Origin of the sequence: Amycolatopsis sp. WAC 01416 (assembly GCF_003947485.1) — a bacterium.
Lineage (GTDB): Bacteria > Actinomycetota > Actinomycetes > Mycobacteriales > Pseudonocardiaceae > Amycolatopsis.
Genome location: NZ_QHHX01000004.1, coordinates 589497 through 610826 on the forward strand (window position 1 = coordinate 589497; position 21330 = coordinate 610826).

The 21330-nt window shown below is 69.3% G+C and carries 23 protein-coding genes; 21 read left to right on the top strand and 2 right to left on the bottom strand.

The window, feature by feature from the left end; all coding sequences use genetic code 11:
* The first annotated feature begins 5 nt into the window (after positions 1-5).
* From DL990_RS16500 to DL990_RS16510, 3 genes are all read left to right on the top strand, one after another.
* Positions 6-2315 carry a [protein-PII] uridylyltransferase gene (locus DL990_RS16500; protein WP_125786516.1) on the top strand — a complete coding sequence of 770 codons (2310 nt, stop codon included), beginning with the start codon at positions 6-8 and terminating at the stop codon, positions 2313-2315.
* Positions 2316-2564: 249 nt separating this feature from the next.
* A complete protein-coding gene (locus tag DL990_RS16505) occupies positions 2565-2957 on the top strand; it encodes a hypothetical protein (protein WP_125786515.1) in 393 nt (130 codons plus the stop codon).
* A 50-nt stretch (positions 2958-3007) separates the two neighbouring features.
* The gene (locus DL990_RS16510; protein ID WP_125799186.1) at positions 3008-3895 is read left to right on the top strand and encodes a Ku protein; all 888 of its coding nucleotides are present in this window, start codon (positions 3008-3010) and stop codon (positions 3893-3895) included.
* Positions 3896-4139: 244 nt separating this feature from the next.
* Here the strand turns inward: DL990_RS16510 and DL990_RS16515 are convergent, their stop codons facing one another.
* Positions 4140-4997, bottom strand: a complete 858-nt coding sequence (locus DL990_RS16515; RefSeq protein WP_125799187.1) for an NAD(P)H-binding protein — start codon at positions 4995-4997, stop codon at positions 4140-4142.
* A gap of 70 nt (positions 4998-5067) precedes the next feature.
* Here DL990_RS16515 and DL990_RS16520 point away from each other — a divergent pair, with 70 nt between their 5' ends.
* The 18 genes from DL990_RS16520 (at position 5068) to DL990_RS16605 (ending at position 20072) form a co-directional block, all read left to right on the top strand.
* Positions 5068-5559, top strand: a complete 492-nt coding sequence (locus DL990_RS16520) for a MarR family transcriptional regulator (protein WP_125786512.1) — start codon at positions 5068-5070, stop codon at positions 5557-5559.
* Between the two features lie 111 nt (positions 5560-5670).
* On the top strand, positions 5671-7218 hold the full coding sequence (gene ffh / locus DL990_RS16525) for a signal recognition particle protein (RefSeq protein WP_125786511.1): 1548 nt from the start codon (positions 5671-5673) through the stop codon (positions 7216-7218).
* A gap of 3 nt (positions 7219-7221) precedes the next feature.
* The gene (locus tag DL990_RS16530; protein WP_125799188.1) at positions 7222-8295 is read left to right on the top strand and encodes an amidohydrolase family protein; all 1074 of its coding nucleotides are present in this window, start codon (positions 7222-7224) and stop codon (positions 8293-8295) included.
* A gap of 45 nt (positions 8296-8340) precedes the next feature.
* A complete protein-coding gene (locus DL990_RS16535) occupies positions 8341-9090 on the top strand; it encodes a CPBP family intramembrane glutamic endopeptidase (protein ID WP_125786934.1) in 750 nt (249 codons plus the stop codon).
* Positions 9091-9147: 57 nt separating this feature from the next.
* Positions 9148-9954 (top strand): CPBP family intramembrane glutamic endopeptidase, encoded by an 807-nt coding sequence (locus DL990_RS16540; protein WP_125786509.1) that lies wholly within the window; start codon positions 9148-9150, stop codon positions 9952-9954.
* 158 nt (positions 9955-10112) lie between these two features.
* Positions 10113-10559 (top strand): 30S ribosomal protein S16, encoded by a 447-nt coding sequence (rpsP, locus tag DL990_RS16545; RefSeq protein WP_005154724.1) that lies wholly within the window; start codon positions 10113-10115, stop codon positions 10557-10559.
* On the top strand, positions 10556-10795 hold the full coding sequence (locus DL990_RS16550) for an RNA-binding protein (protein ID WP_003103110.1): 240 nt from the start codon (positions 10556-10558) through the stop codon (positions 10793-10795). The genes rpsP and DL990_RS16550 overlap by 4 nt, the downstream gene beginning before the upstream one ends.
* Positions 10796-10817: 22 nt before the next feature.
* Positions 10818-11330, top strand: a complete 513-nt coding sequence (gene rimM / locus DL990_RS16555; protein ID WP_125786507.1) for a ribosome maturation factor RimM — start codon at positions 10818-10820, stop codon at positions 11328-11330.
* A complete protein-coding gene (gene trmD, locus DL990_RS16560) occupies positions 11330-12094 on the top strand; it encodes a tRNA (guanosine(37)-N1)-methyltransferase TrmD (protein WP_125786506.1) in 765 nt (254 codons plus the stop codon). The genes rimM and trmD overlap by 1 nt, the downstream gene beginning before the upstream one ends.
* 159 nt (positions 12095-12253) lie before the next feature.
* A complete protein-coding gene (gene rplS, locus DL990_RS16565) occupies positions 12254-12622 on the top strand; it encodes a 50S ribosomal protein L19 (RefSeq protein ID WP_125786505.1) in 369 nt (122 codons plus the stop codon).
* Between the two features lie 31 nt (positions 12623-12653).
* The gene (gene lepB / locus DL990_RS16570; protein WP_125799189.1) at positions 12654-13583 is read left to right on the top strand and encodes a signal peptidase I; all 930 of its coding nucleotides are present in this window, start codon (positions 12654-12656) and stop codon (positions 13581-13583) included.
* A gap of 58 nt (positions 13584-13641) precedes the next feature.
* Positions 13642-14421 (top strand): ribonuclease HII, encoded by a 780-nt coding sequence (locus tag DL990_RS16575; protein ID WP_125786933.1) that lies wholly within the window; start codon positions 13642-13644, stop codon positions 14419-14421.
* The gene (locus DL990_RS16580; RefSeq protein WP_003096226.1) at positions 14418-14741 is read left to right on the top strand and encodes a DUF2469 domain-containing protein; all 324 of its coding nucleotides are present in this window, start codon (positions 14418-14420) and stop codon (positions 14739-14741) included. The genes DL990_RS16575 and DL990_RS16580 overlap by 4 nt, the downstream gene beginning before the upstream one ends.
* A 239-nt stretch (positions 14742-14980) precedes the next feature.
* On the top strand, positions 14981-15367 hold the full coding sequence (locus DL990_RS16585) for a YraN family protein (RefSeq protein WP_125786503.1): 387 nt from the start codon (positions 14981-14983) through the stop codon (positions 15365-15367).
* Positions 15368-16879: a YifB family Mg chelatase-like AAA ATPase gene (locus DL990_RS16590; protein ID WP_125799190.1), complete on the top strand. Its 1512-nt coding sequence runs from the start codon at positions 15368-15370 to the stop codon at positions 16877-16879.
* On the top strand, positions 16876-18015 hold the full coding sequence (dprA, locus tag DL990_RS16595; protein ID WP_125799191.1) for a DNA-processing protein DprA: 1140 nt from the start codon (positions 16876-16878) through the stop codon (positions 18013-18015). Before DL990_RS16590 ends, dprA begins: the two co-directional genes overlap by 4 nt.
* A gap of 105 nt (positions 18016-18120) precedes the next feature.
* Complete coding sequence (locus DL990_RS16600) at positions 18121-19116, top strand: tyrosine recombinase XerC (protein WP_125799192.1); 996 nt, start codon at positions 18121-18123, stop codon at positions 19114-19116.
* Between the two features lie 107 nt (positions 19117-19223).
* Positions 19224-20072: a FliA/WhiG family RNA polymerase sigma factor gene (locus DL990_RS16605; protein ID WP_125786499.1), complete on the top strand. Its 849-nt coding sequence runs from the start codon at positions 19224-19226 to the stop codon at positions 20070-20072.
* A 410-nt stretch (positions 20073-20482) separates the two neighbouring features.
* Here the strand turns inward: DL990_RS16605 and DL990_RS16610 are convergent, their stop codons facing one another.
* On the bottom strand, positions 20483-21088 hold the full coding sequence (locus DL990_RS16610; RefSeq protein ID WP_125799193.1) for a murein hydrolase activator EnvC: 606 nt from the start codon (positions 21086-21088) through the stop codon (positions 20483-20485).
* Positions 21089-21330 lie beyond the last annotated feature (242 nt).

Here is a 21330-nt window from a genome sequence, read left to right on the forward strand (position 1 = left end):
CACGGATGGCCGACGGGGGTGAACTGGTCAAGGCCACCGAGCGTTTGCTCGAGGGCAGGCACGGGAGGCTGGGGGCGTCCGCTTTGCGGGCGGCCCTGGTCGACCTCTACGAATTCTGGCTGGGCAAGGGCGCCGCGGCGGCCGGCGTCGACACCGCTGAACCCGGTGTCGCGCTGGCCGCCGTCGGTGGCCTCGGGCGCAGCGAACTGGTGCCCTTCTCCGACCTCGACCTGTTGTTGCTGCACAACGGCAACTCGAAGGTCGGCGAGATCGCCGACGCGATCTGGTATCCGTTGTGGGACGCCAAGATCGGCCTCGATCACTCGGTCCGCACGCCGGGTGAGGCGCTGAAGGTGGCGTCCGAGGATCTGCGGACCGCGATGGGACTGCTCGACATCCGGCCCATCGCCGGGGACGCCGAGATCACCGCCAGGCTGGCCGCCGCGGCACGGGACCAGTGGCGGCGGACCGCCAGGAAACGGCTCGGCGAACTGTCGGACGCGGTGCGTCAGCGCTGGGCCCGCAGTGGTGAGATTGCGCAGTCCGCCGAGCCGGATCTCAAACACGGCCGTGGCGGGCTTCGCGACTTCGCCATCCTGGAGGCGTTGGCGGCGGCTCAGCTGACGGCGAGACCCGGCGAGGAACTGCTGGCGGCCAAGAGCCTGCTGCTGGACGTCCGGACGGAGTTACGCCGCGAACTGCGCAGGGAGCGGGACATCCTGAGCGCGCCGGAGGCCGAGACCGTCGCGGGTGAACTCGGGTTCGGCGACCGGTTCACCTTGGCGCGCAAGCTTTCCGGTGTCGGACGGACGATCGCGTACGCGGTCGACGTTGCGCTTCGGTCCACTGTGGAACCGCCGAAGGCCCGGTTCGGGCGGCGGCCGGTGCGGACGCCGCTCGACGAAGGTGTCGTCCTGCACGGGAACGAGGTCGCGCTGGCGCGGGACGCGGTGCCCGCCAAGGATCCGGCGCTGCTGCTGCGGGTCGCCGCGGCTTCGGCCCGGATCCGGAAGCCCATCTCGCACGGGACCTTGCGGGCGCTCGCCGAGACCGCGCCGGAACTGCGTGCGCCGTGGCCTGCCGACGCCCTCAAGGCGCTGGTGGAGCTGCTCGGCGCGGGCGAAGGGCTCGTCGACGCCGTGGAGGCGCTGGATCGCACCGGGTTGTGGGCGCGGCTGTTCCCCGAATGGGGTGCCGTGCGGGATCTCCCGCCGAGGTCGCCAGTGCATTCGTGGACCGTCGACCGGCATCTCGTGCGTGCCGCTGTCGAGGCGTCGAAACTGACGACCACCGTTTCGCGGCCGGATCTGTTGCTGATCGGCGCGCTGCTGCACGACATCGGCAAGGGACGCGACGCGGACCATTCCGAACTCGGTGCGAAGATCAGTGCCCAGGTGGCGGCGCGGCTCGGGTTGTCGCCCGCGGATTCCGCGCTGGTGTCGGCGATGGTCCGGCATCACCTGTTGTTGCCGCATACCGCGACGCGGCGGGACATCAGCGATCCCGCCACGATCCAGCGGGTGACGAAGACGCTCGACGAGAACTTGGTCCTGCTGGAACTCCTGCACGCGCTGACGACGGCGGATTCGCTGGCCACCGGGCCGGGCGTGTGGACCGACTGGAAGGCGCGGCTGCTCGCCGAACTCGTGTCCGGTTGCGAGGAAGCGTTGCATGGCAAGGGATTCGTGCCACCGGAGCCGATGGGCGCCGAGCAGCGGGAACTCGTCGCCGAAGCCGTCGCGTCCGGCCGTGGTGAAGTGCGCATCACGGCCGCCGGCAAGGTCGTGACCGTGGTTCTCGCGGTCCCGGCCCGCGCCGAACTGCTGGCTCCCGCGGCCGGGGTGCTCGCGCTGAACTCGCTCGAGGTGCACGCGGCGGTCCTGCGCGGGCACGACGGGGGACGGGCGGGCGTGTTCACGGCGTCGCCGAAGTTCGGCTCGCTGCCCGACGTCACCCTGCTGCGTGAGCAGTTCGCGCGGGCGGTGGCCGGGACGCTCCCGCTCACCCAGCGGCTCGCGGCGAAGGAACGGGACTACGGCGAGACCCCCACGGCGAACGTGAAGGTGATCTGGTTCGACGACGAGACCAGCGGGCACGACACGGTCGTGGTCGAACTGCGGGCCGCGAACCGGATCGGGTTGCTGTACCGGGTCGCGGGCGCGCTGCGCCGGTGCGAGGCCGAGGTGCGCTGGGCGAAGGTGGCCACCCTCGGTGGCGCGGTCGTCGACTCGTTCGCCATCGCGCCACGGACCGGCAGGGTCGACCAGGTGTGGCGGTCGAAGATCGAAGCCGCGTTGCTGGCCGCCGCGTCCTGACCCGCTGATCGTTTGAACCCACGGCCGCCTGTTCGCCACCCGGGAGGGACTGACCACGATCGCCGTCGTCCTAGCGTCGTTCTACCCGGTCGTTCCGGTGGTGCTCGGCATCGTGGCGTTGTGTGAGCGGCCGTAGTGGTCCTGCTCGGCTTCGGCTGACCTCGACCAGGGTGTCGCGCGAAGTGCGGAGGGTAATGGTGGCAGGATGTCCGCCGTCGAGACCCGAAGGATCCGGAGGGCGGTGAGCATGTGCTCGGTCACGAGCCGAATTCGCCCGGGCCACAGCGGATCACGCTGCCGCCGACCGTCGTCGCCTCGCACCTCCGGGCGTGCGCGGACGACCTCGCCGTTTCCCTGACCGCGTCGGGCACCGCCGCGACAGTGCCCGAACTGCTCAAAGTGGTCCGGCACCTCGTCGCGGGCCAGCAGGCGCTCGCCATCGCGCTCGAAGGTATGGCGGGCCGGGTCGAAGGTGGCGGCCAGGGTGCACTGGCCACCGCCCCGATGATCGACGTCGAGGTCGTCGCGGAAGTACTCCGTGCGGCGGCCACCGCTGTCGACTGTTCGGCCGAAGCACTCGCCGAATCACGTCCGTCATTCGAATGTGTGAGCGATTCAGTCGCCCCTGACACCCGTTTGTAGCTGTCCCGCCGCTTCGGGGCGTGGATACGCTGACCAGGCGGAGGTGGGCCATGCGAGCGGTGTGGAAAGGCACGATCGGCTTCGGGACCTATGCCATTCCGGTGAAGGCGTACAGCGCGACCGAAGAGCACGACATCCCCCTCCACCAGGTGCACGAGCCGGATGGCGGCCGGGTGCGGGTGAAGTGGGTCTGCGAGGTCGACGGCTTCGAGGTGCCCGCCGCCGAGATCGTCAAAGGGCATCCCGTGCCCAACGGTGACGTCGTCCTGCTGACCTCCGCGGACTTCGCGTCGCTGATCGCGCCGACCACCCAGTCGATGGACGTCGTCGGTTTCACCCCGGCCGAACAGGTCGACTCGACGTACTTCGCGCGCAGCTACTACCTCGAACCGGAGCCGGCGGGCACCAAGCCGTACGTGCTGTTGAGCGAGGCGCTGCAGCAGTCCGGGCGGATCGCGATCGTGAAGGTGACGCTGCGGCAACGCGAAACGCTGGCCGCGCTGCGAGTACGGGATCAGGTGATCGTGCTCGAGACGATGCTGTGGCCCGACGAGATCCGGCGGCCCGACTTCCCGTTCCTGCACGAGGACGTCGACCTGCGGCGTGGGGAACTGCGGAACGCGGTTTCGCTGATCGAGGACCTCACACGGGATTTCGAACCCGGCCGGTACACCGATCGCTACCGCGAGGCGCTCGAAGCGCTGATCCAGGCCAAGGTGGACGGGGACGATGTCCTGCAGCCGACCGCGGCCGAACAGGCGGAGGGCGTGACGCAGCTGCTGGCGGCCTTGCAGCAGAGCGCGGTCGAAGCCGATCGCGCTCCGGTCGAGAGGGCCAAGGAAGCGGCGGCGAAGGCACGCCAGGCGCGGACGCGGGCGAAGAAGGCCTCGTCGTCAGTGTCGTCGGCGTCGTCGGCATCCTCGGCCAAGACCAGTTGAGTAGTTCTACCCAGGAATAGTTGGGGGTCTTCACGCTGCCGTGACCCCGCGGTGACCGGGCATTCTCATGTCATCGCGCGGAGAGAGCGCGGGAGCGAATCGCCTGGTACTGGGGGTCTGGCGAAACCGGTTCCCGCGAAACTCGCCAAGTGTGCTTACGGTCGGCTCGCGGGGAGGCGAGCCTTCCGTAGGGGCTCCGGTACCGGTCTGCGAGGGGCGGCCGGTCCCGGAGCCCTGTTCTGCGTCAGGCCCGGAACGCCGAGGCGTTGTCCGCGACCCAGTCCGCGTAGCTTCGCGGCGGGCGCCTGAGCACCTCCGCCACTCCGCCGGTGACGAGGCCGGGCTGTCCGGCGAGCCGCCGGTACCTGTTCATCAACGCCTCGACGAACGCTTCGGGGAAGCCTCGCGTGACCATGGCCTTCGCGGCCACGTCGGCCGGAACTTCCTGGTACCGCAACGTTTTGCCGAGTACCGTGCCGATCACCGCCACCATTTCCGCGTGGGTGAGCGACCGTTGGCCGGTCAGTTCGAGCTTCCGCCCGGCGAACTCGTCGCTCAGCAGGGCGCGGGCCGCGACGTCGGCCAGGTCCCGCTCGTGCAGCGGCGCCTCGGCGAAGTTCGCGAACGGACCGAAGACGACATCGCCCGCGCTGATCTGGCCCGCCCAGGTCAGCCGGGTGTTGGCCGCGAAGAAGGACGCCCGCAGGCTCACCCACTCCAGGCCGCTCGCGACGGCGGCCTCTTCGACTTCTTTGTTCCGGTCGCCCTGGAAACGCGACGGCTGGTGGTCCGCGGGCTCGTCGACGTTGGTGGCGGACAACGCGACGACCCGTCGTACGCCGTGATCCTTCGCCAGTGCGAGCACTTCGGAGGGCACGGCGGCCGCGGCCCGTGAATGCAGGAAGATCCCGGTGACGCCCGCCATGAAGGGAGCGATGCTGTCGGGGCGCGACGGATCCCCTTCGACGACTTCGACTCCCGAAGGCCAGCCGGACGTGGCTTTGGCGTCGCGGGTCAGGGCGCGGACGCGTGCGCCCGCGTCGGTGAGGCTGTCGATCAACGGCCGTCCGACGGTCCCGCTCGCCCCAGTGATCAGGTACATGACCCACTCCTTTGCTGAGTGTCATACAATATGGAAACCGTATCACTTTGGGACATGGAAACGAGATGATATGACTTCCGTAACACCTGAGGGCAGGCCTCGGCGACGGAAGGTCGCGGTGATCAAAGGGGCACTGCGCGCGCTGAACAACCAGCTCTCGCTGTTCAACCACCAGGTCAGCGCCAAGGTCGCGCTCAAACCGGTGGACTTCGACTGCCTTGAGCTGCTGAACCTGCACGGATCGTTGAGCCCGAGCGCGCTGGCGAAGCAGGCGGGCCTGCATCCGGCCACCATGACCGGGGTGCTGGATCGCTTGCAGCGCGCGGGATGGATCGCCCGTGACCGGCCGCCGGACGCGGCCGACCGCCGCGCGGTCGTCGTCTCGGCGACCGGCGATCGCGACGGCGACGTGTACCGGCACCTGGCGGGGATGAACGCGAAGATGGACGACGTCTGCGCCGGCTACACCGACGCGGAACTGGACCTGATCGCCGATTTCCTCCGGCGCACCACCATGGCGGGGAAAGACGCGACCGGGGACCTCGCCGGGGAATCCGGATAGGCGGCCTCGTCCGCAACCGCGTCAAACGCCGGCCCCGGACACCGACTACTCTGGAAAGCCGTCGGTCCGTACCGGCAAGCCACGACGACCCCAGCTGGAGCGTGCACACCCGTGTTCGACACCCTCTCCGATCGGCTCACGTCCGCCCTGCAGACCCTGTCTCGCAAGGGCAGGCTCTCCGACGCCGACATCGACGCCACCGCGCGCGAGATCCGTATCGCGCTGCTCGAGGCGGATGTCGCGCTGTCGGTGGTCAAGGACTTCATCGCCAGGATCAAGGAGCGCGCCAAGGGTGCCGAGGTGCACGGCGCGCTGAACCCGGCGCAGCAGGTCATCAAGATCGTCAACGAGGAACTCGTCACTATCCTCGGCGGCGAGACCAGGCGGCTCACCTTCGCGAAGAACCCGCCGACGGTCATCATGCTCGCGGGTCTGCAGGGTGCCGGTAAGACGACGCTCGCGGGCAAGCTCGCGATGTGGCTGAAGAAGCAGGGTCACGCGCCGATGCTGGTCGCCTGTGACCTCCAGCGCCCCAACGCGGTCACGCAGCTGCAGGTCGTCGGCGAGCGCGCCGGGGTCGCGGTCTTCGCGCCCGAGCCCGGCAACGGGGTCGGCGACCCGGTCGACGTCGCCCGCCGCGCCATCGACGAGGCCAAGCGCGCCCAGCACGACATCGTCCTCGTCGACACCGCCGGCCGTCTCGGCGTCGACGAAGAGCTGATGAAGCAGGCCGCGAACATCCGCGACGCCGTTTCGCCGGACGAGACGCTGTTCGTCGTCGACGCGATGATCGGTCAGGACGCGGTCACCACGGCCGAAGCGTTCCGCGACGGCGTCGGCTTCACCGGTGTCGTGCTCACCAAGCTCGACGGTGACGCCCGCGGTGGTGCCGCGCTGTCGGTCCGCCAGGTCACCGGCCAGCCGATCCTGTTCGCCTCGAACGGTGAGAAGCTCGAGGACTTCGACCTCTTCCACCCGGACCGGATGGCCAGCCGGATCCTCGGCATGGGCGACGTGCTCAGCCTCATCGAGCAGGCCGAAGAGCACTTCGACCAGGAGAAGGCCGAGCAGACCGCGGCCAAGCTCGGCAGCGGGCAGCTCACCCTCGAGGACTTCCTCGAGCAGATGCTCGCGGTCCGCAAGATGGGCCCGATCGGCAACCTGCTCGGCATGCTGCCCGGCGCCGGGCAGATGAAGGACCAGCTCGCGCAGGTCGACGACAAGCAGCTCGACAAGCTGCAGGCGATCATCCGCGGCATGACCCCCGCCGAGCGGGCGGACCCGAAGATCATCAACGCCTCGCGCCGCGTCCGGATCTCGAAGGGGTCCGGTGTCGCCGTCCGCGACGTCAACGACCTGGTCAACCGGTTCTTCGAAGCGCGCAAGATGATGGCGCAGATGGCGGGCCGCTTCGGCTTCGGCGGCGGCGGAGGCGGCAGCAAGAACCGCAAGGGCAAGAAGGGGAAGAAGGGCAAGGGGCGCGGTCCGACGCAGCCCAAGGTCCGCGGCGGTTTCCCCGGCGGCATGCCGATGCTGCCCCCTGGCGGGATGCCCGGCGGCGCCGGCGGCGGCGGGATGCCCGACCTCTCCCAGCTCGGCGGCATGAACGACGTGCCCGGGTTCGACCCGAAGAAGTTCAAGCTGCCGAAGGACAAATAGCCCGTGGACGCGCTGCACCTGGCGGGCGTCGTCCTGCCGGACGGCGAGCACCGTGAGCTGTGGGTCACCGGCGGCCGGATCACCACCGAGCCGGTCGCCGGAGCGGAAACCGTGGTCCGGGAAGGCTTTCTGGTCCCCGGACTGGTCGACGCGCACTGTCACCCCGGCATCGGGGTCGGCGGCGCGACCACCCTCGAAGAGGCCGCCGAACAGGCGATCACCGATCGCGACGCCGGGACGCTGCTGATCCGCGACTGCGGGCTGCCGATCGACGTCCGGCCGCTGCAGGAGCGTGCCGATCTGCCGCGGATCATCCGCGCCGGACGGCATCTCGCCCTGCGCAAGCGCTACATCCCCGGCCTCGGCATCGAACTCGAAGACCCGGCCGAACTGCCGAAGGCGGTCGCCGAACAAGCCCGCGACGGCGACGGCTGGGTCAAACTCGTCGGCGACTGGATCGACCGCGGTGTCGGCGATCTCGCGCCGCTGTGGCCCGACGACGGCCTCGCCGAGGCCATCGCCGTCGCGCACGCCGCGGGCGCCAAGGTGACGGCGCACGTGTTCGGCCAGGCCGCGTTGCCGGGCCTGATCGACGCGGGGATCGACTGCCTCGAACACGGCACGGAACTCCTCCCGGACCAGCTCGACGTCCTCGCCGAACGCGGGATCGCGCTCGTGCCGACCCTGATCAACATCGAGAACTTCCCCGGGATCGCCGACAAGGCGGGCAAATACCCGGTGTACGCCGACCACATGCGGGCACTGCACGCCGGCGTGGGGGAGATGGTGTCGACGGCGATCGAGGCGGGCGTGCGGGTGTACGCCGGAAGCGACGCTGGCGGCATGGTCGAACACGGCAGGCTCGTCGACGAGATCGAGGCACTCCACAAGGCGGGCATGTCCGCCGAACAGGCCCTGGCTTCGGCTTCGTGGGCGGCCCGCGAATGGCTGGGCGTACCCGGAATCGTGGACGGCGCTTCGGCCGATCTGCTCGTCTACCCGTCGGACCCGCGCGAGGATCTCGCGGTGCTGCGGCATCCGAGCCAGATCGTCCTGCGTGGCAAGATCTACGCCTGACCCGACTCCACCGGTGACCGGAGCGGCACTTAGCGTGGAGGCGTGGTGGACGACGGGCAGGCTCGCGAGCGTTTGGTGCTCGGAGCGCACTGGGGCTTCGTAGCGTTCTTCGCGGGCATCGCCGGATACCACCTCGTCACGCTCGTCATGAGCTTCGTGATGTCAGGCCGCTTCGGCGGCTACGACCCCCTCGAACTCCGTGACGTCGGCCCGCTGCTGATCCTCGCGTTCCTGCCGACCCTCGTACTCGGTCTCGGCCCGGCGGTCGGCTCTCGACTTTGGGGGCAGGGGCTTCGCGAAGACTTCGGGCTCAAACCCACCTGGCGCGACGTCCGGATCGGGCTCGCCTGCGGAGCGGCCGCGCTCGCCGCCGGCTACCTCCTCAATCTGCTGCTGCTCGCCGTCTACGGGACCGACAGCGACGACCGGACCTTTTCCGACGTCTCGCCCGGCCCGATCACCGAGCTTTCGGGCACCACCGAAGGCGACACGGTCTGGCTGGTGCTGGCCGCGGTCATCGTCGTCCTCGCCGCCCCGGTCACCGAAGAACTGCTCTTCCGCGGCACCTTGTGGAACGCGATGGGTTTCCACCGGCTGCCCTCGTGGGTGATCTTGCTGGTCACCGCGCTGGTTTTCGCCCAGCTGCACGGGGAAGCCGCGCGCACGATCGCGCTGTTCGGCCAAGGCATCGCCATCGGCCTCGCCCGCTATCTTTCCGGCAGGGTGAGCGCGTCCGTCATCGCGCACGCGGCCAACAACCTCCCACCGGCTGTATTGCTCTTCGCGGCGAGGTGATCGCCGGTCCAGGCGGTTAGAGTCTTTGAGTAACCGAACGATCACCGGAGGATCGGCGTGACCGTATCTCAGCCCAGGGAGCCGATCCCCGAGGCCGCGCCGCCGGACGAACTACCTGCCGGAGGTGAGGTGGCCGCGCTCGACACGCCACCGTCGCATCGCTGGGGATTCGGGGCCTTCCTCTTGGTGGAAGCCGTCCTCCTGGCGTCGGCGGCGTTCATCAGCGTCCTGCTCGGCGACGTCCAGCCCGGCCAGCCACTGCCGATGCGCATGGTGCTGCTGGGCACCATGGTGCCGACGATGATCGCCGCCGGAGTCGCGCTGCTGATCACCCGGCTGCGTGGCAACGGCCCGTTCGTCGACCTTCGGATCGGCTGGAGCTGGGCCGACGTCAAAATCGGGCTCAAGCTCGGTGTGCTCGGGCTCGGGTTCACCTCGCTCGCCGCCTACGTCTGGACGCAGGTCGTCGGCAACGAGAACGCGACCTCGGCGATCAGCGCGCTCGTGGAAGACCGGCGGATGTCGGTCTCGGCCGCCGTCGTCATGTTCATCTACCTGTGGCTGGTCGGGCCGATCTGCGAGGAGATCATCTACCGCGGCCTGCTGTGGGGCGCGGTGGAACGGCTGACGTGGCGCACCGAACGCTGGGGGAGGATCGCGGCGTTCCTGGTCTCCACGGCCGTTTTCGCGGCGAGTCATCTCGAGCCGCTGCGCACCACGTTGCTGCTGGTGATCGCGATTCCGATCGGGCTCGCCAGGGTGTTCACCGGACGGCTGCTCGGCAGCATCGTCGCCCATCAGGTGAACAACTTCCTCCCGGCCGTGACGATCCTGCTCGCCTCGCTCGGGATAGCCGCGTTCTGACGGCCGGTCGGCGTCTGGCAGAATGTACGCTTGCCTGCTTTGGCCGGACCCTCTCACCGCGCCCGAGCTTCGGACCTTCGGGTGTGCACAGCCGTTCCCCACTCGGCCGACGCACGCCTTCCACCTGCATCAGAGAGAACTGAGGAGTACCCACACCCGTGGCCGTCAAGATCAAGCTGCAGCGTCTCGGCAAGATCCGTGCGCCGTACTACCGCATCATCGTCGCCGACGCGCGCACTCGCCGTGATGGCAAGGCCATCGAGACGATCGGCAAGTACCACCCGAAGGAAGAGCCCAGCTTCATCGAGGTCGACACCGAGCGTGCCCAGCACTGGCTGTCCGTCGGCGCCCAGCCGACCGAGCCGGTCCAGCGCATCCTCGAGATCACCGGTGACTGGCAGAAGTTCAAGGGCCTGCCGGGCGCCGAGGGCACCCTGAAGGTCGCCGAGCCGAAGCCGTCGAAGCAGGACCTGTTCAACGCCGCGCTCGCCGCCGCCGGTGACTCGGCCTCCGCCGAGGCCACCACGCCGAAGAAGAAGTCCGCCCCCAAGAAGGCCGAAGCCGACAAGGCCGAGGCCGCCGAGGGTGACAAGGCCGAGGCGTGAGCTTCCTCGCTGACTCCCTCGAGCACCTGGTGCGCGGGATCGTCGACAACCCGGACGAGGTCCGGGTCGAGCTGCTGACCACTCGCCGTGGCCGCACGCTCGAGGTGCACGTGCACCCCGACGACCTCGGCAAGGTGATCGGCCGGGGCGGTCGTACCGCGACCGCCCTGCGCACCGTCATGGGCGGCATCGGTGGCCGCGGCGTCCGGGTGGACGTCGTCGACACCGATCGCTGACCAAGGACGCTGAGACACTTCAATGGACGTCGTAGTAGGCCGGATCGCCAAGGCGCACGGAATCCGCGGGGAACTCGCGGTGGACGTGCGCACGGATTCGCCGGAACAGCGGTTCGCGGTCGGTTCGGCCGTCACGACGAAGCTACGTGACGGCAGTAGCAGAAACCTCACCATCGCAGCCGCCCGCGAACACAGCGGGCGGCTGCTGGTGCGTTTCGAAGAGGTGCCGACCAGGGACGTCGCGGAAACCCTCCGCGGCGCGCTGCTGATCGCCGACACCTCGACACTGCCGCCGACCGAAGACCCCGACGAGTTCTACGACCACGAACTCGAAGGCCTGCGGGCCGAACTCGCCGACGGCACCGTCCTCGGCAAGGTGCTCGAAATCGTGCATTCGCCCGCCGGGGAACTGCTGTCGATCGAACACGACGGACGCGAGGTGCTGGTGCCGTTCGTGAAGGCGATCGTCCCGGCGGTCGACGTCGCGGGCGGCCGTGTGGTCGTCGACCCGCCGGAAGGCCTGCTGGACGCCTGATGCGCCTCGACGTCGTCACGATCTTCCCCGAATACCTCGACCCGCTCCGCGCCGCGTTGCTCGGCCGCGCGATCGACCGCGGCCTCATCGAGGTCGGCGTGCACGACCTGCGGAACTGGACGCACGACGTCCACCGCGCGGTCGATGACGCGCCGTACGGCGGCGGGCCGGGAATGGTGATGAAACCGCAGATCTGGGGCCCCGCCCTGGACGACGTCTGCGGCGAGAACACCCGCCTCGTGGTCCCCACCCCGGCCGGGCGGCCGTTCACCCAGGCCATGGCCCACCAGTACGCCGCCGAGGAGCACCTCGTGTTCGCTTGCGGCCGCTACGAGGGCATCGACCAGCGGGTGATCGACGACGCCGCGAAGCGGATGCCCGTCGACGAGGTCTCGATCGGCGACTACGTGCTGGTCGGCGGCGAGGCCGCGGTGCTGGTGATGGTCGAGGCCGTCGTCCGGCTGCTGCCCGGCGTCCTCGGCAACGCCCGGTCCGCCGAGGAGGACTCGTTCTCCGACGGCCTCCTCGAAGGCCCCAGCTACACCCGGCCCGAGGTCTGGCGGGACCTGGCCGTGCCGGACGTCCTGCGTTCGGGCAACCACGCGCTGATCGACCGCTGGCGCCGTGACCAGGCGCTGGAACGCACCGTCCGGCGCAGACCCGAACTGATCGGGCAACTGCCGGAAGGTAGTCTCGACAAGCACGATCTCGGGGTCCTCGAGCGGTTGCACGAGGACACCGGCCAGGCCGGGTCAAGTACCTGAGTCCTGGTCTGCAATACTTGACAGGTTGGCGTGAGTGGACGCGCGGCTTTCGAGCCGGCGCCGTACACCGGAACGCCATCAGCCCCCGGGTAGGTCGCAGTCCCGATACTGCGCGCCCAAGCTGCACGTAAGCCATACGAAGACGAGGACGGACCACCGATGAACACCCTGGACGCGCTGGATGCGCAGTCACTGCGTTCCGACATCCCGGACTTCCGACCGGGCGACACGCTCAAGGTTCACGTCCGCGTCATCGAGGGCAACCGCGAGCGTAACCAGATCTTCCAGGGCGTCGTGCTGCGTCGCCAGGGCGGCGGCATCCGCGAGACCTTCACGGTCCGCAAGGTGTCGTTCGGCATCGGCGTGGAGCGCACCTTCCCGGTGCACTCGCCGAACATCGCCGAGGTCGAGGTCCACAAGCGCGGCGACGTCCGCCGGGCGAAGCTGTACTACCTCCGCGAGCTGCGCGGCAAGGCCGCCAAGATCAAGGAACGCCGCGAAAACCGCGAGAAGACCTCCGCTTCCTGAGTAGCCTCGCGGTTACAGGTAGCCTGGCGTCGTGGTCGAACCCGTGTCCCAGAACACGTCCGAAGATGAGCCCGATCGCCCCGAAGAGGAGCGCCCGACCAGGGCCTCCCGACGGGGCCGGTCCGGGTCCAAGAAATTCGGCAAGGTCAACAAGAAGCGGTCGTTCTGGAAGGAACTGCCGATCCTGATCGTCGTCGCGCTCGTGCTGACGATCTTGATCCAGCAGTTCCTCGCCAAGGTCTACATGATCCCCTCGGGATCCATGGAGTCGACTCTGCACGGCTGCGCGGGATGCACGGGCGACCGGATCCTGGTCGACCGGATCACGTACGACTTCACCGATCCCGGTCCCGGCGACGTGGTGGTCTTCAAGGGACCGCCGGCGTGGGCGGGCGAGATCGACGCGCCGGAGTCCAGCAACATCTTCGTCAGCGGCTTCCGCGCGCTGGGATCCCTGATCGGGTTCGCGCCGCCGGACGAGCGTGACTTCGTCAAGCGGATCATCGCGGTCGGCGGCCAGACGGTGCAGTGCTGCGACAACAACCGCGTGGTCGTGGACGGCAAGGCGCTCGACGAGCCGTACGTCCACTGGGAAGAGGGCATGGCGCCCACCGAGAAGACGTTCGAGCCGGTCAAGGTGCCTGCCGGATACGTCTGGGTGATGGGCGACAACCGCAACAACTCGAGCGACTCCCGCTTCCAGGGCGGCGGTGGCGTCAACGGCGCCGTGCCGGTCGACAACATCATCGGCAAGGCGCGCGTCATCGTGCTCCCGCCCGGCCGTTGGGGTGGCGTTTCGGACCACAACCCGCAGGCGAACGCCCAGCCGCTGGCGCTCGGTGCGCCCGCCTGGCAGCAGGGTCTTCCCCTGGGTGTCGGCGTCGCCGCAGCGTGGCCCGTGGTCTTCCTCGGCAGGCGAATGTCGTCCGGAGTGCGCAAGGCGGTCGACCGGAGGCGGTAAGGCCTTGAGAGTTCCTGTACCGCTCACACCGGCCGAGCCGCTTCGGCCGCCGCGGGCAGTGGTGCGTGGCGACCTCTTCTGGGGGTTGCAGAGTGCGCTGGACCGGCGGGGCCTCGGGCCCGTCGCCGGTGTCGACGAGGCAGGGCGCGGTGCTTGCGCCGGCCCGCTCGTCGTGGCCGCCTGCGTGCTGCGCCCCGGCGACGCCGCGCGGCTGCCCGAGCTCACCGATTCGAAAGTCCTCACGGCCAAGGCCCGCGACCGGGTTTACGACCGGGTCGTCCAGCGTGCCGTCGACTACTCGGTCATCGTCATCCCGGCGGCCGAGGTCGACCTGTTCGGCATCCACGTCATGAACCTCGAAGGCATGCGACGTGCGGTTTCGGCGCTGCGGACCACGCCGGGCTACGTCCTGACCGACGGATTCCGTGTCTCCGGGCTGCCCGCCCCGAGCATCCCCGTGATCAAGGGGGACAAGGCCGTCGCGTGCGTGGCGGCGGCGTCCGTACTGGCCAAGGTCACCCGCGACCGGATCATGGGCGATTTGCACGACGTCCACCCGCATTACGGCTTCGACGTGCACAAGGGGTACAGCACCACCGACCACAGCGCCGCGCTGAACACTCACGGTCCGAGTCCGGTTCATCGCTGGTCGTACGCGAACGTGGCCACCGCGGCCGCCGCGCACCGGGTGCGGCCGCCTCACCCGGTCGTGCTCACTGTCGCGGCACTGGAAAACCCGAGCGTGCCGATACGTGCCCTCGGCCCGTACGTGGGTAACAATGAACGCTCCGCCGCTGGAGCAGCAGCAAAATCGCGAGGAGGGGCGCGGATTTCATGAGCGCAGAGGATCTCGAGAAGTACGAGACCGAGATGGAGCTCTCGCTTTACCGCGAGTATCGCGACATAGTCGGCCAATTCTCGTACGTGGTGGAGACCGAGCGGCGGTTCTATCTGGCCAACGCCGTCGACGTGCAGGTGCGCGACGGCGGCGGTGAGGTGTACTTCGAGGTCCGCATGTCCGATGCGTGGGTCTGGGACATGTACCGGCCCGCACGGTTCGTCAAGCACGTCCGGGTCATCACGTTCAAGGACGTCAACGTCGAGGAACTCGACAAGCCGGATCTCCGGTTGCCGGAGGACGGGCCGTTCTCCGGCTGATCTTCGGAACTACTGAAGGCCCCTTTCATCGTGTTCAGGCACGTGAAGGGGGCCTTCATGTATTCGCGGGGCGCCTAGCACAGACCACCGACGATTCCGTCCGGTGAGCATCCGCGACGGCCGAACCATCCACAACACCCCAGTTGTCCACAGGTGCCGGAATCGGGCCTGTCCGGGACCCGCTCACCCTGGCAGCGTTGATCGCACACGCACTGTGACGATCGCTGAGGGGGATCGAGATGATGAACACGGCCGAACAGCCGTCCACTGGGGCACCGCACATCGAGCTGGGCCGGTGGGGCGAGGAACTCGCGGTCCGGCATCTGGAGAAGGCGGGCTATGTCGTACTGAGCCGCAACTGGCGCTGCCGTGACGGCGAGCTGGATCTCGTCGCGACCGACAAGAAACGCCTGATCTTCTGCGAGGTGAAGACGAGGACAGGGGTCGGCTTCGGCACTCCCGCCGAGGCGGTGACCCCGGACAAGGCCGACCGCATCCGCCGTCTCGCGCACCAGTGGCAGCGCGCTTTCATGCTCCGCTGGTGCCCGGTCCGCTACGACATCGTCGCGATCGTCGCCCGGCCCGACGCCCGGCCGCAGGTGCGCCATATCAAGGCGGCGTTCTGAATGGCGCTGGCGAAAGCCTGGTCCGTCGCGCTGCTCGGGGTCGAGGGCAGGATGATCGAGATCGAGGCCGACATCGGCGGCGGCTCGCCGAAGGTGACTATGGTCGGGCTGCCCGACACCGGACTGAAGGAGGCCAAGGACAGGGTCCGCTCGGCCGTCCGGAATTCGGGGCGGACGTGGCCGGACGAGAGGGTGATCCTCGGCCTTTCCCCGGCGAACCTGCCGAAAGTGGGATCCGGTTACGACCTGGGCATCGCGGCCGCGGTCCTGGCCGCGACGGGGTCGGTCCCGGCCACCAAGCTGCTCAACACCGTGCTGCTCGGCGAACTCGCCCTCGACGGCCGGGTGCGGGCCGTCCGCGGCGTGCTGCCGGGGCTGCTGGCGGCGCGCAACGCCGGGTACCGGTGGGCGGTCGTCCCCGCCGAGTCGCTGTTCGAAGCGGCTCTCGTGGACGGGCTGGAGGTCGGCGGGGTAACCCGGCTGAGTGAGTTCGTGGACTGGCTCAAGGGCGAAGGGGAGCTCACCCGGCCCGAGCCGGCCGTCGTCCAGGAGCCGCCGCGGGTACCCGACCTCGCCGACGTCGTGGGACAGCCGGAAGCGCGGTGGGCCTTGGAGGTGGCCGCGGCGGGCGGTCATCACCTGCTCATGACCGGTCCTCCCGGGGTGGGCAAGACGATGCTCGCGAAACGCCTTCCCGGCCTTCTCCCGCGCCTGTCCGCCGAAGAGTCGTTGCAGGTGACAGCGGTTCACTCGATCGATGGATCGCTATCGCGGTCCGAACCGCTGGTCACCGTGCCGCCGTTCGTCGCGCCGCATCATTCGATCAGCGTGCCCGCCCTGATCGGCGGTGGCAGCGGACTGGCCGTGCCCGGCGCCATCAGCCGGGCACACCGGGGGATCCTGTTCCTCGACGAGGTGTGCGAATTCGGCCCGGAACGGCTGGAGTCGCTGCGCACGGTGCTCGAAGAGGGTGAAGTGCGCATCGCGCGGGTGAAGGGCTCTGTGCGGTACCCGGCACGCTTCCAACTGGTGCTGGCGACCAATCCTTGTCCGTGCGCCCCAGCGAAAGACGCCGACTGCATGTGTTCGGCGACCGTGCGAAGGCGGTACTTGGGCCGGCTGTCCGGACCGTTACTCGATCGGGTGGATCTGAGGGTTGGGCTGCGTCCGCTTTCCGCGCTCAGCGCCCACCTGAGCGAGCCGCCCGAAGCGTCGGCGGTCGTGCGAGAGCGGGTCCTGGAAGCACGCGAGCGGGCCGGAAAACGCTGGGCGGAACAGGGCTGGCTGACGAACGCGGAGGTGCCGGGTCCGGCACTGCGTCGCGAATTCGCGCTGCCGCCGCAGGTCACGGTGCTGCTGGACCGTGCGTTGGAACGTGGGGCGATCACCGCGCGCGGCGCGGACCGCTGCCTTCGCATCGCTTGGACCCTCGCCGATTTGAAGGGCGCCGACAAGCCGGAGGCGGACGAGGTCGCGGCGGCCCTGAATTTCAGGGAGAGGTCATCCGGATGAGTGAATTCGAAGCTGAGCGGATCGCGCGGTCGTACCTTTTGCGCGTCGCCGAGCCTCCGGCGCCCGCCTTGGCAGGCTTCGTCGATGAACACGGCCCTGTCGTCGCCGCGGAACGAGTGAGGCGTGCCGAGTGCCCGCCGAAGGTGCGCGACGAGACGTCCGCGAGGCGGGCGCACGACTACGCCGAGCGGGATCTGGAGCGCGCGGCAGCCGGTGAGGCCAGGCTCGTCATCCCGGAAGACGACGAATGGCCGGCCTGGCCGTTGCTTTCCCTGGCGGTGGCCCAGCGCAGGGGCATCTCCGGTGTGGCACCACCGCCGGCACTGTGGGTACGCGGTCCGGCCAGGCTCGACGAGGCCGTGGACCAGGCGATCGCGGTAGTCGGTGCCCGAGCGGCGACCGGGTACGGCGAGCACAACGCGGCCGAGGTGGGCTATCACCTCGCGAGCCGGGGGATCCCGGTGTTCTCGGGGGCGGCGTACGGCATCGACGGCGCGGCCCACCGGGGCGCGTTGAGCGCGGCCGGGACGACGGTCGCCCTGCTCGGCTGCGGGGTCGACGTCGGCTATCCGGCACAGCACGCGACCTTGTTGCGCACCATCGCGAAGACCGGCGCGGTGGTCAGCGAGTACCCGCCGGGCACCTCACCCGCGAGGCATCGTTTCCTCGTGCGGAACAGGCTCATCGCGGCACTCACGGAAGGGACAGTCGTGGTCGAGGCGGGCAGGCGCAGCGGCGCGCGGAACACCGCGACCACGGCAGGGGTCCTCGGCAAGGTCGTGATGGCGATGCCGGGGCCGGTGTCGTCGGGGATGTCTACGGGGTGTCACGCGCTGATCCGCGAAGGTGAGGCCACGTTGGTGACCTCGGTCGACGAGATCCTCGAGACCGCCGGACGGCTGGGGTCGGCGGGCGCGGATCCGTCGAAACCTCGCCGCCGCACCGATCGGCTCGGGCCGGAGGCGCTGCGAGTGCACGACGCGCTGTCCGACCGGTCAGCGAGACTCGAGGAACGGATCGCGGCCGAGTCCGGCATCCCGGTCGAGCGCGTCCGCTCGCTGCTTCCCGAACTGGAACTCGACGGCTTCGCGGAAAGGGGTGACGCAGGGTGGCGAAGACGGACCGCCAAGACCTGACTGGCCTACACCTGAGGCGCCATCCCGGCACGATCCGACCACGGACACCGCAACAGGGTGCGGCGATACTTGACCATCCGCCGTACATCGCGCAGCGTGATCGGCATGCCGTCGACCGAAGGTTCTCACGGCACGGGGAAACGCGCCCGCAGACCCGATCTGCGCGCCGCCCGTGCCGCGCTGCCGGAGCCTGTCCGGAAGCTGATCGACGACTACGAGCGACATCTTTCGCTCGAACGCGGGCTGTCCGCGCATACGGTGCGCGCCTACCTCGGCGACGTGGTGTCGCTGATGGGTTTCGTGGACGGGAGCGGCGGCCGGTTCTCCGATCTCGACATCGGGACACTGCGTGGCTGGCTCGCCCGGCAACGTGAGGACGGGGCCAGCCGGACCACACTCGCGAGGCGAGCCGCGGCAGCGCGCACCTTCACCGCTTGGGCTCACCGCGGTGGGGCGCTCGCGTCGGATCCGGGCGGACGGTTGGTGGCGCCGCGCGCGCACCGCAAGCTTCCCGGGATCCTCCGAGCGGAGCAGGCCAGCGACGTCATGCGCTTCTCAGCCGCCGGTGCCGAACAGCGCGACCCGGTGGCCTTGAGGGACAGTGCCATAGTGGAACTGCTCTACGCGACCGGTGTGCGGGTCTCGGAACTTTGCGGGCTGGATGTGGGCGACGTCGACTTCTCCCGCAGGGTCGTGCTCGTGCTGGGCAAGGGCGGCAAGGAACGCGTCGTGCCGTTCGGTGTCCCCGCCGAAGCGGCCTTGCGGCTGTGGCTGGACGAGGGCAGGGGAAAGCTCGCAGTCGAGACGAACGGGCCGGCGCAAGCGGCGCTCTTCCTGGGGGCGCGAGGCGGCAGGCTGGATCCGCGGGCGGCCCGCCGGGTCGTCCACGACGCGGTCGGCTCGGTGCCGGGCGCGAACGACATGGGGCCGCACGGCCTGAGGCATTCGGCAGCCACTCATCTGCTCGAAGGCGGCGCCGATCTTCGGAGCGTTCAGGAACTGCTTGGTCACGCTACGCTGGCCACAACGCAGCTCTACACTCATGTGACCGTCGATCGGCTGAAGGCGATCCACGACCGCGCGCACCCCCGGGCCCGATGATGCCGGGGAGGACTCGGCAGGAGACCCGGCGGCCCGAACCGGCGGCGCACGCGCATCCGCACGAGCACGGAGACCACTCTGAGTCGCATGCTGAGAACGGCGGTCCGATGACCGCCGACCCACATGTCACCGAAGCCGCCGGGAAACACCGTCCCGGCGGGGACGGTCCTGCCGTCGCGCCCGAAGCGCGGACCAGCTACGAAGTGGACGCCGGAATCCAGGCCTTGTGGCGGGAGTTCACCGAGTCGCCGGACCAGATGGTGCGCGACAGGCTCGTGCTGCACTACGCCCCGCTCGTCAAGTACGTCGCGGGCCGGGTCGGCACCGGGCTGCCGACCCATGTCGACGTCGGTGACCTGATCCAGTCCGGGATCTTCGGTCTGGTCGACGCGATCGAGAAGTTCGAACCCGCCAGGGGCCTGCGGTTCGAGACCTACGCCATGCAGCGCATCCGCGGCGCGATCCTCGACGACCTGCGCTCCCAGGACTGGGTTCCGCGGGCGGTGCGCAGCAAGGCCCGTGAGGCCGAGCGTGCCCTCGAACGCCTCGGCGCCCGGCTGAACCGCACCCCGACCGACGCCGAATTGGCGGCTGAGCTCGAAATCAGCGTCGACGACCTGCGCGAGTTCTACGGCCAGATGCAACTGACCAGCGTCATCGCGCTGGAAGACCTGGTCGCCGCGGGCAAGGACAGCGGCTCGCTGGTCGACACCCTGCCCGACGACGGTGCCGTCGACCCGGTGGCCGTCCTGGTCGACCAGGACAACCGCCGCCAGCTGGCGCAGGCCATCGCCCAGCTCACCGAACGCGACCGGATCGTGGTCGGCCTCTACTACTTCGAGAGCCTGACGCTCGCCGAGATCGGCAAGGTCCTCGGCGTCACCGAATCTCGGGTCAGCCAGCTGCACACCCGCGCCGTCATGCGGCTGCGCGCCAAACTGGTCGAGCAAGCCTAGCCACCGTCCTGGTCCGCGACGCTCAGCCGAGTCGCCACCTGTTCAGGTTCGCCGGTTCGCTTCGGGTGGGCTGCGAAGGCCTACAAGAAACCCCTTTCCTTGCGTTGTCGCGTCGATGCTCCTGCTGGCAGGTGGACGACGCGTGTGCTTGGACGGACGCCACGTGTGTCTCGCCGGACGACTCGTGTGTCTCGCCGGACGACTCGTGTGTTTGGGCGGACGACGCGCGTGCTTGGACGGACGCCACGTGTGTTCCGCCGGACGACGCGTGGCTCCGCGCCTGGACACGCGAATCGCGCCATCTGCCGGAGAAAGCGGCAAGAGCAAGCAGGGCCACGCCAGGACGAAGCCAGGACGAGGCCAGGACGAAGCCAGGCCACGAGCACGGACTCTTTCCCGAAGCGGTCGGCTCAGTCTCCTTCCCACGGTTTGAGGCGGATCTCGGACGGTTCGCCGATCAGGGCGAGTGGATCGACGTACTCCTCGCCCTTCCGGACGCCGAAATGCAGGCACGCCGGCTCGGGGCAGCCCGGATGGCCCGCCGCGAGTGTCCCGAGCACCTGGCCCCGGTAGACCTGGTCACCCGCGGTGACGGTCGGGGCGAGTGGTTGGTAGGTGGTGCGCAGACCTCCGTCGTGATCGATCGACACCACCCCGCGGCCCGCCACCTGACCGGCGAACATCACCACCCCTTCGGCGGCCGCGAGCACGTTCGTGCCCGGTGCCGCGGCGAGGTCGACGCCGCGGTGACCGGGGCCGTACGGCGTCGAGGATGGCTCGAAGTACCTGGTGACGCTCGGTGCCGGGGAAAGCGGCCAGGAGAGGCGTCCCTGCGGTGTGGGCGCGCCCCTGGCCGTCCCCGGCATCGCCGCCGACGCGAAGATCGCGAGCATGGTCGCGAGGATCGTGAGGCGGGGAAGGCGTCGAGGGCGCCCCGGGCGGCGGTGCCTGCCGCCGGTGCGGTCGATCGCGAAGGAATGCCTGGTGACAGGGCGGGAACAGCTCGTCATCGTCATGTGTTCCAGGCTGGGGGAGCGGTGGGGTGGATGGGGCGGGCCGGGGAAATCTGTGGATAACCGGGGCGGTTGTGGACAACCCCTCTCATCAGGGGCTGCCGGTGCGGTACCCGGTGGCGACAGGGAGTAGACTCTTTTGCGCGGTCCGCGTCAGCGGACTGACTTCGCGTGCACGTGCGCGCCCCCGATGGCCGATCTCCTCACGGAGGGTCAGGACAGCCGGGGGCACACGGCCCGGCGGT

What these genes read in the sequence shown, in the direction of transcription:
- DL990_RS16500 (WP_125786516.1), top strand. Translation starts at nt 6, where the DNA reads ATGGCCGACGGGGGTGAACTGGTCAAGGCCACCGAGCGTTTGCTCGAG.
- DL990_RS16510 (WP_125799186.1), top strand. Translation starts at nt 3,008, where the DNA reads ATGCGAGCGGTGTGGAAAGGCACGATCGGCTTCGGGACCTATGCCATT.
- DL990_RS16515 (WP_125799187.1), bottom strand. Translation starts at nt 4,997, where the DNA reads ATGTACCTGATCACTGGGGCGAGCGGGACCGTCGGACGGCCGTTGATC.
- DL990_RS16520 (WP_125786512.1), top strand. Translation starts at nt 5,068, where the DNA reads ATGACTTCCGTAACACCTGAGGGCAGGCCTCGGCGACGGAAGGTCGCG.
- rimM (WP_125786507.1), top strand. Translation starts at nt 10,818, where the DNA reads ATGGACGTCGTAGTAGGCCGGATCGCCAAGGCGCACGGAATCCGCGGG.
- trmD (WP_125786506.1), top strand. Translation starts at nt 11,330, where the DNA reads ATGCGCCTCGACGTCGTCACGATCTTCCCCGAATACCTCGACCCGCTC.
- rplS (WP_125786505.1), top strand. Translation starts at nt 12,254, where the DNA reads ATGAACACCCTGGACGCGCTGGATGCGCAGTCACTGCGTTCCGACATC.
- DL990_RS16580 (WP_003096226.1), top strand. Translation starts at nt 14,418, where the DNA reads ATGAGCGCAGAGGATCTCGAGAAGTACGAGACCGAGATGGAGCTCTCG.
- DL990_RS16585 (WP_125786503.1), top strand. Translation starts at nt 14,981, where the DNA reads ATGATGAACACGGCCGAACAGCCGTCCACTGGGGCACCGCACATCGAG.
- DL990_RS16590 (WP_125799190.1), top strand. Translation starts at nt 15,368, where the DNA reads ATGGCGCTGGCGAAAGCCTGGTCCGTCGCGCTGCTCGGGGTCGAGGGC.
- dprA (WP_125799191.1), top strand. Translation starts at nt 16,876, where the DNA reads ATGAGTGAATTCGAAGCTGAGCGGATCGCGCGGTCGTACCTTTTGCGC.
- DL990_RS16600 (WP_125799192.1), top strand. Translation starts at nt 18,121, where the DNA reads ATGCCGTCGACCGAAGGTTCTCACGGCACGGGGAAACGCGCCCGCAGA.
- DL990_RS16605 (WP_125786499.1), top strand. Translation starts at nt 19,224, where the DNA reads ATGACCGCCGACCCACATGTCACCGAAGCCGCCGGGAAACACCGTCCC.
- DL990_RS16610 (WP_125799193.1), bottom strand. Translation starts at nt 21,088, where the DNA reads ATGACGATGACGAGCTGTTCCCGCCCTGTCACCAGGCATTCCTTCGCG.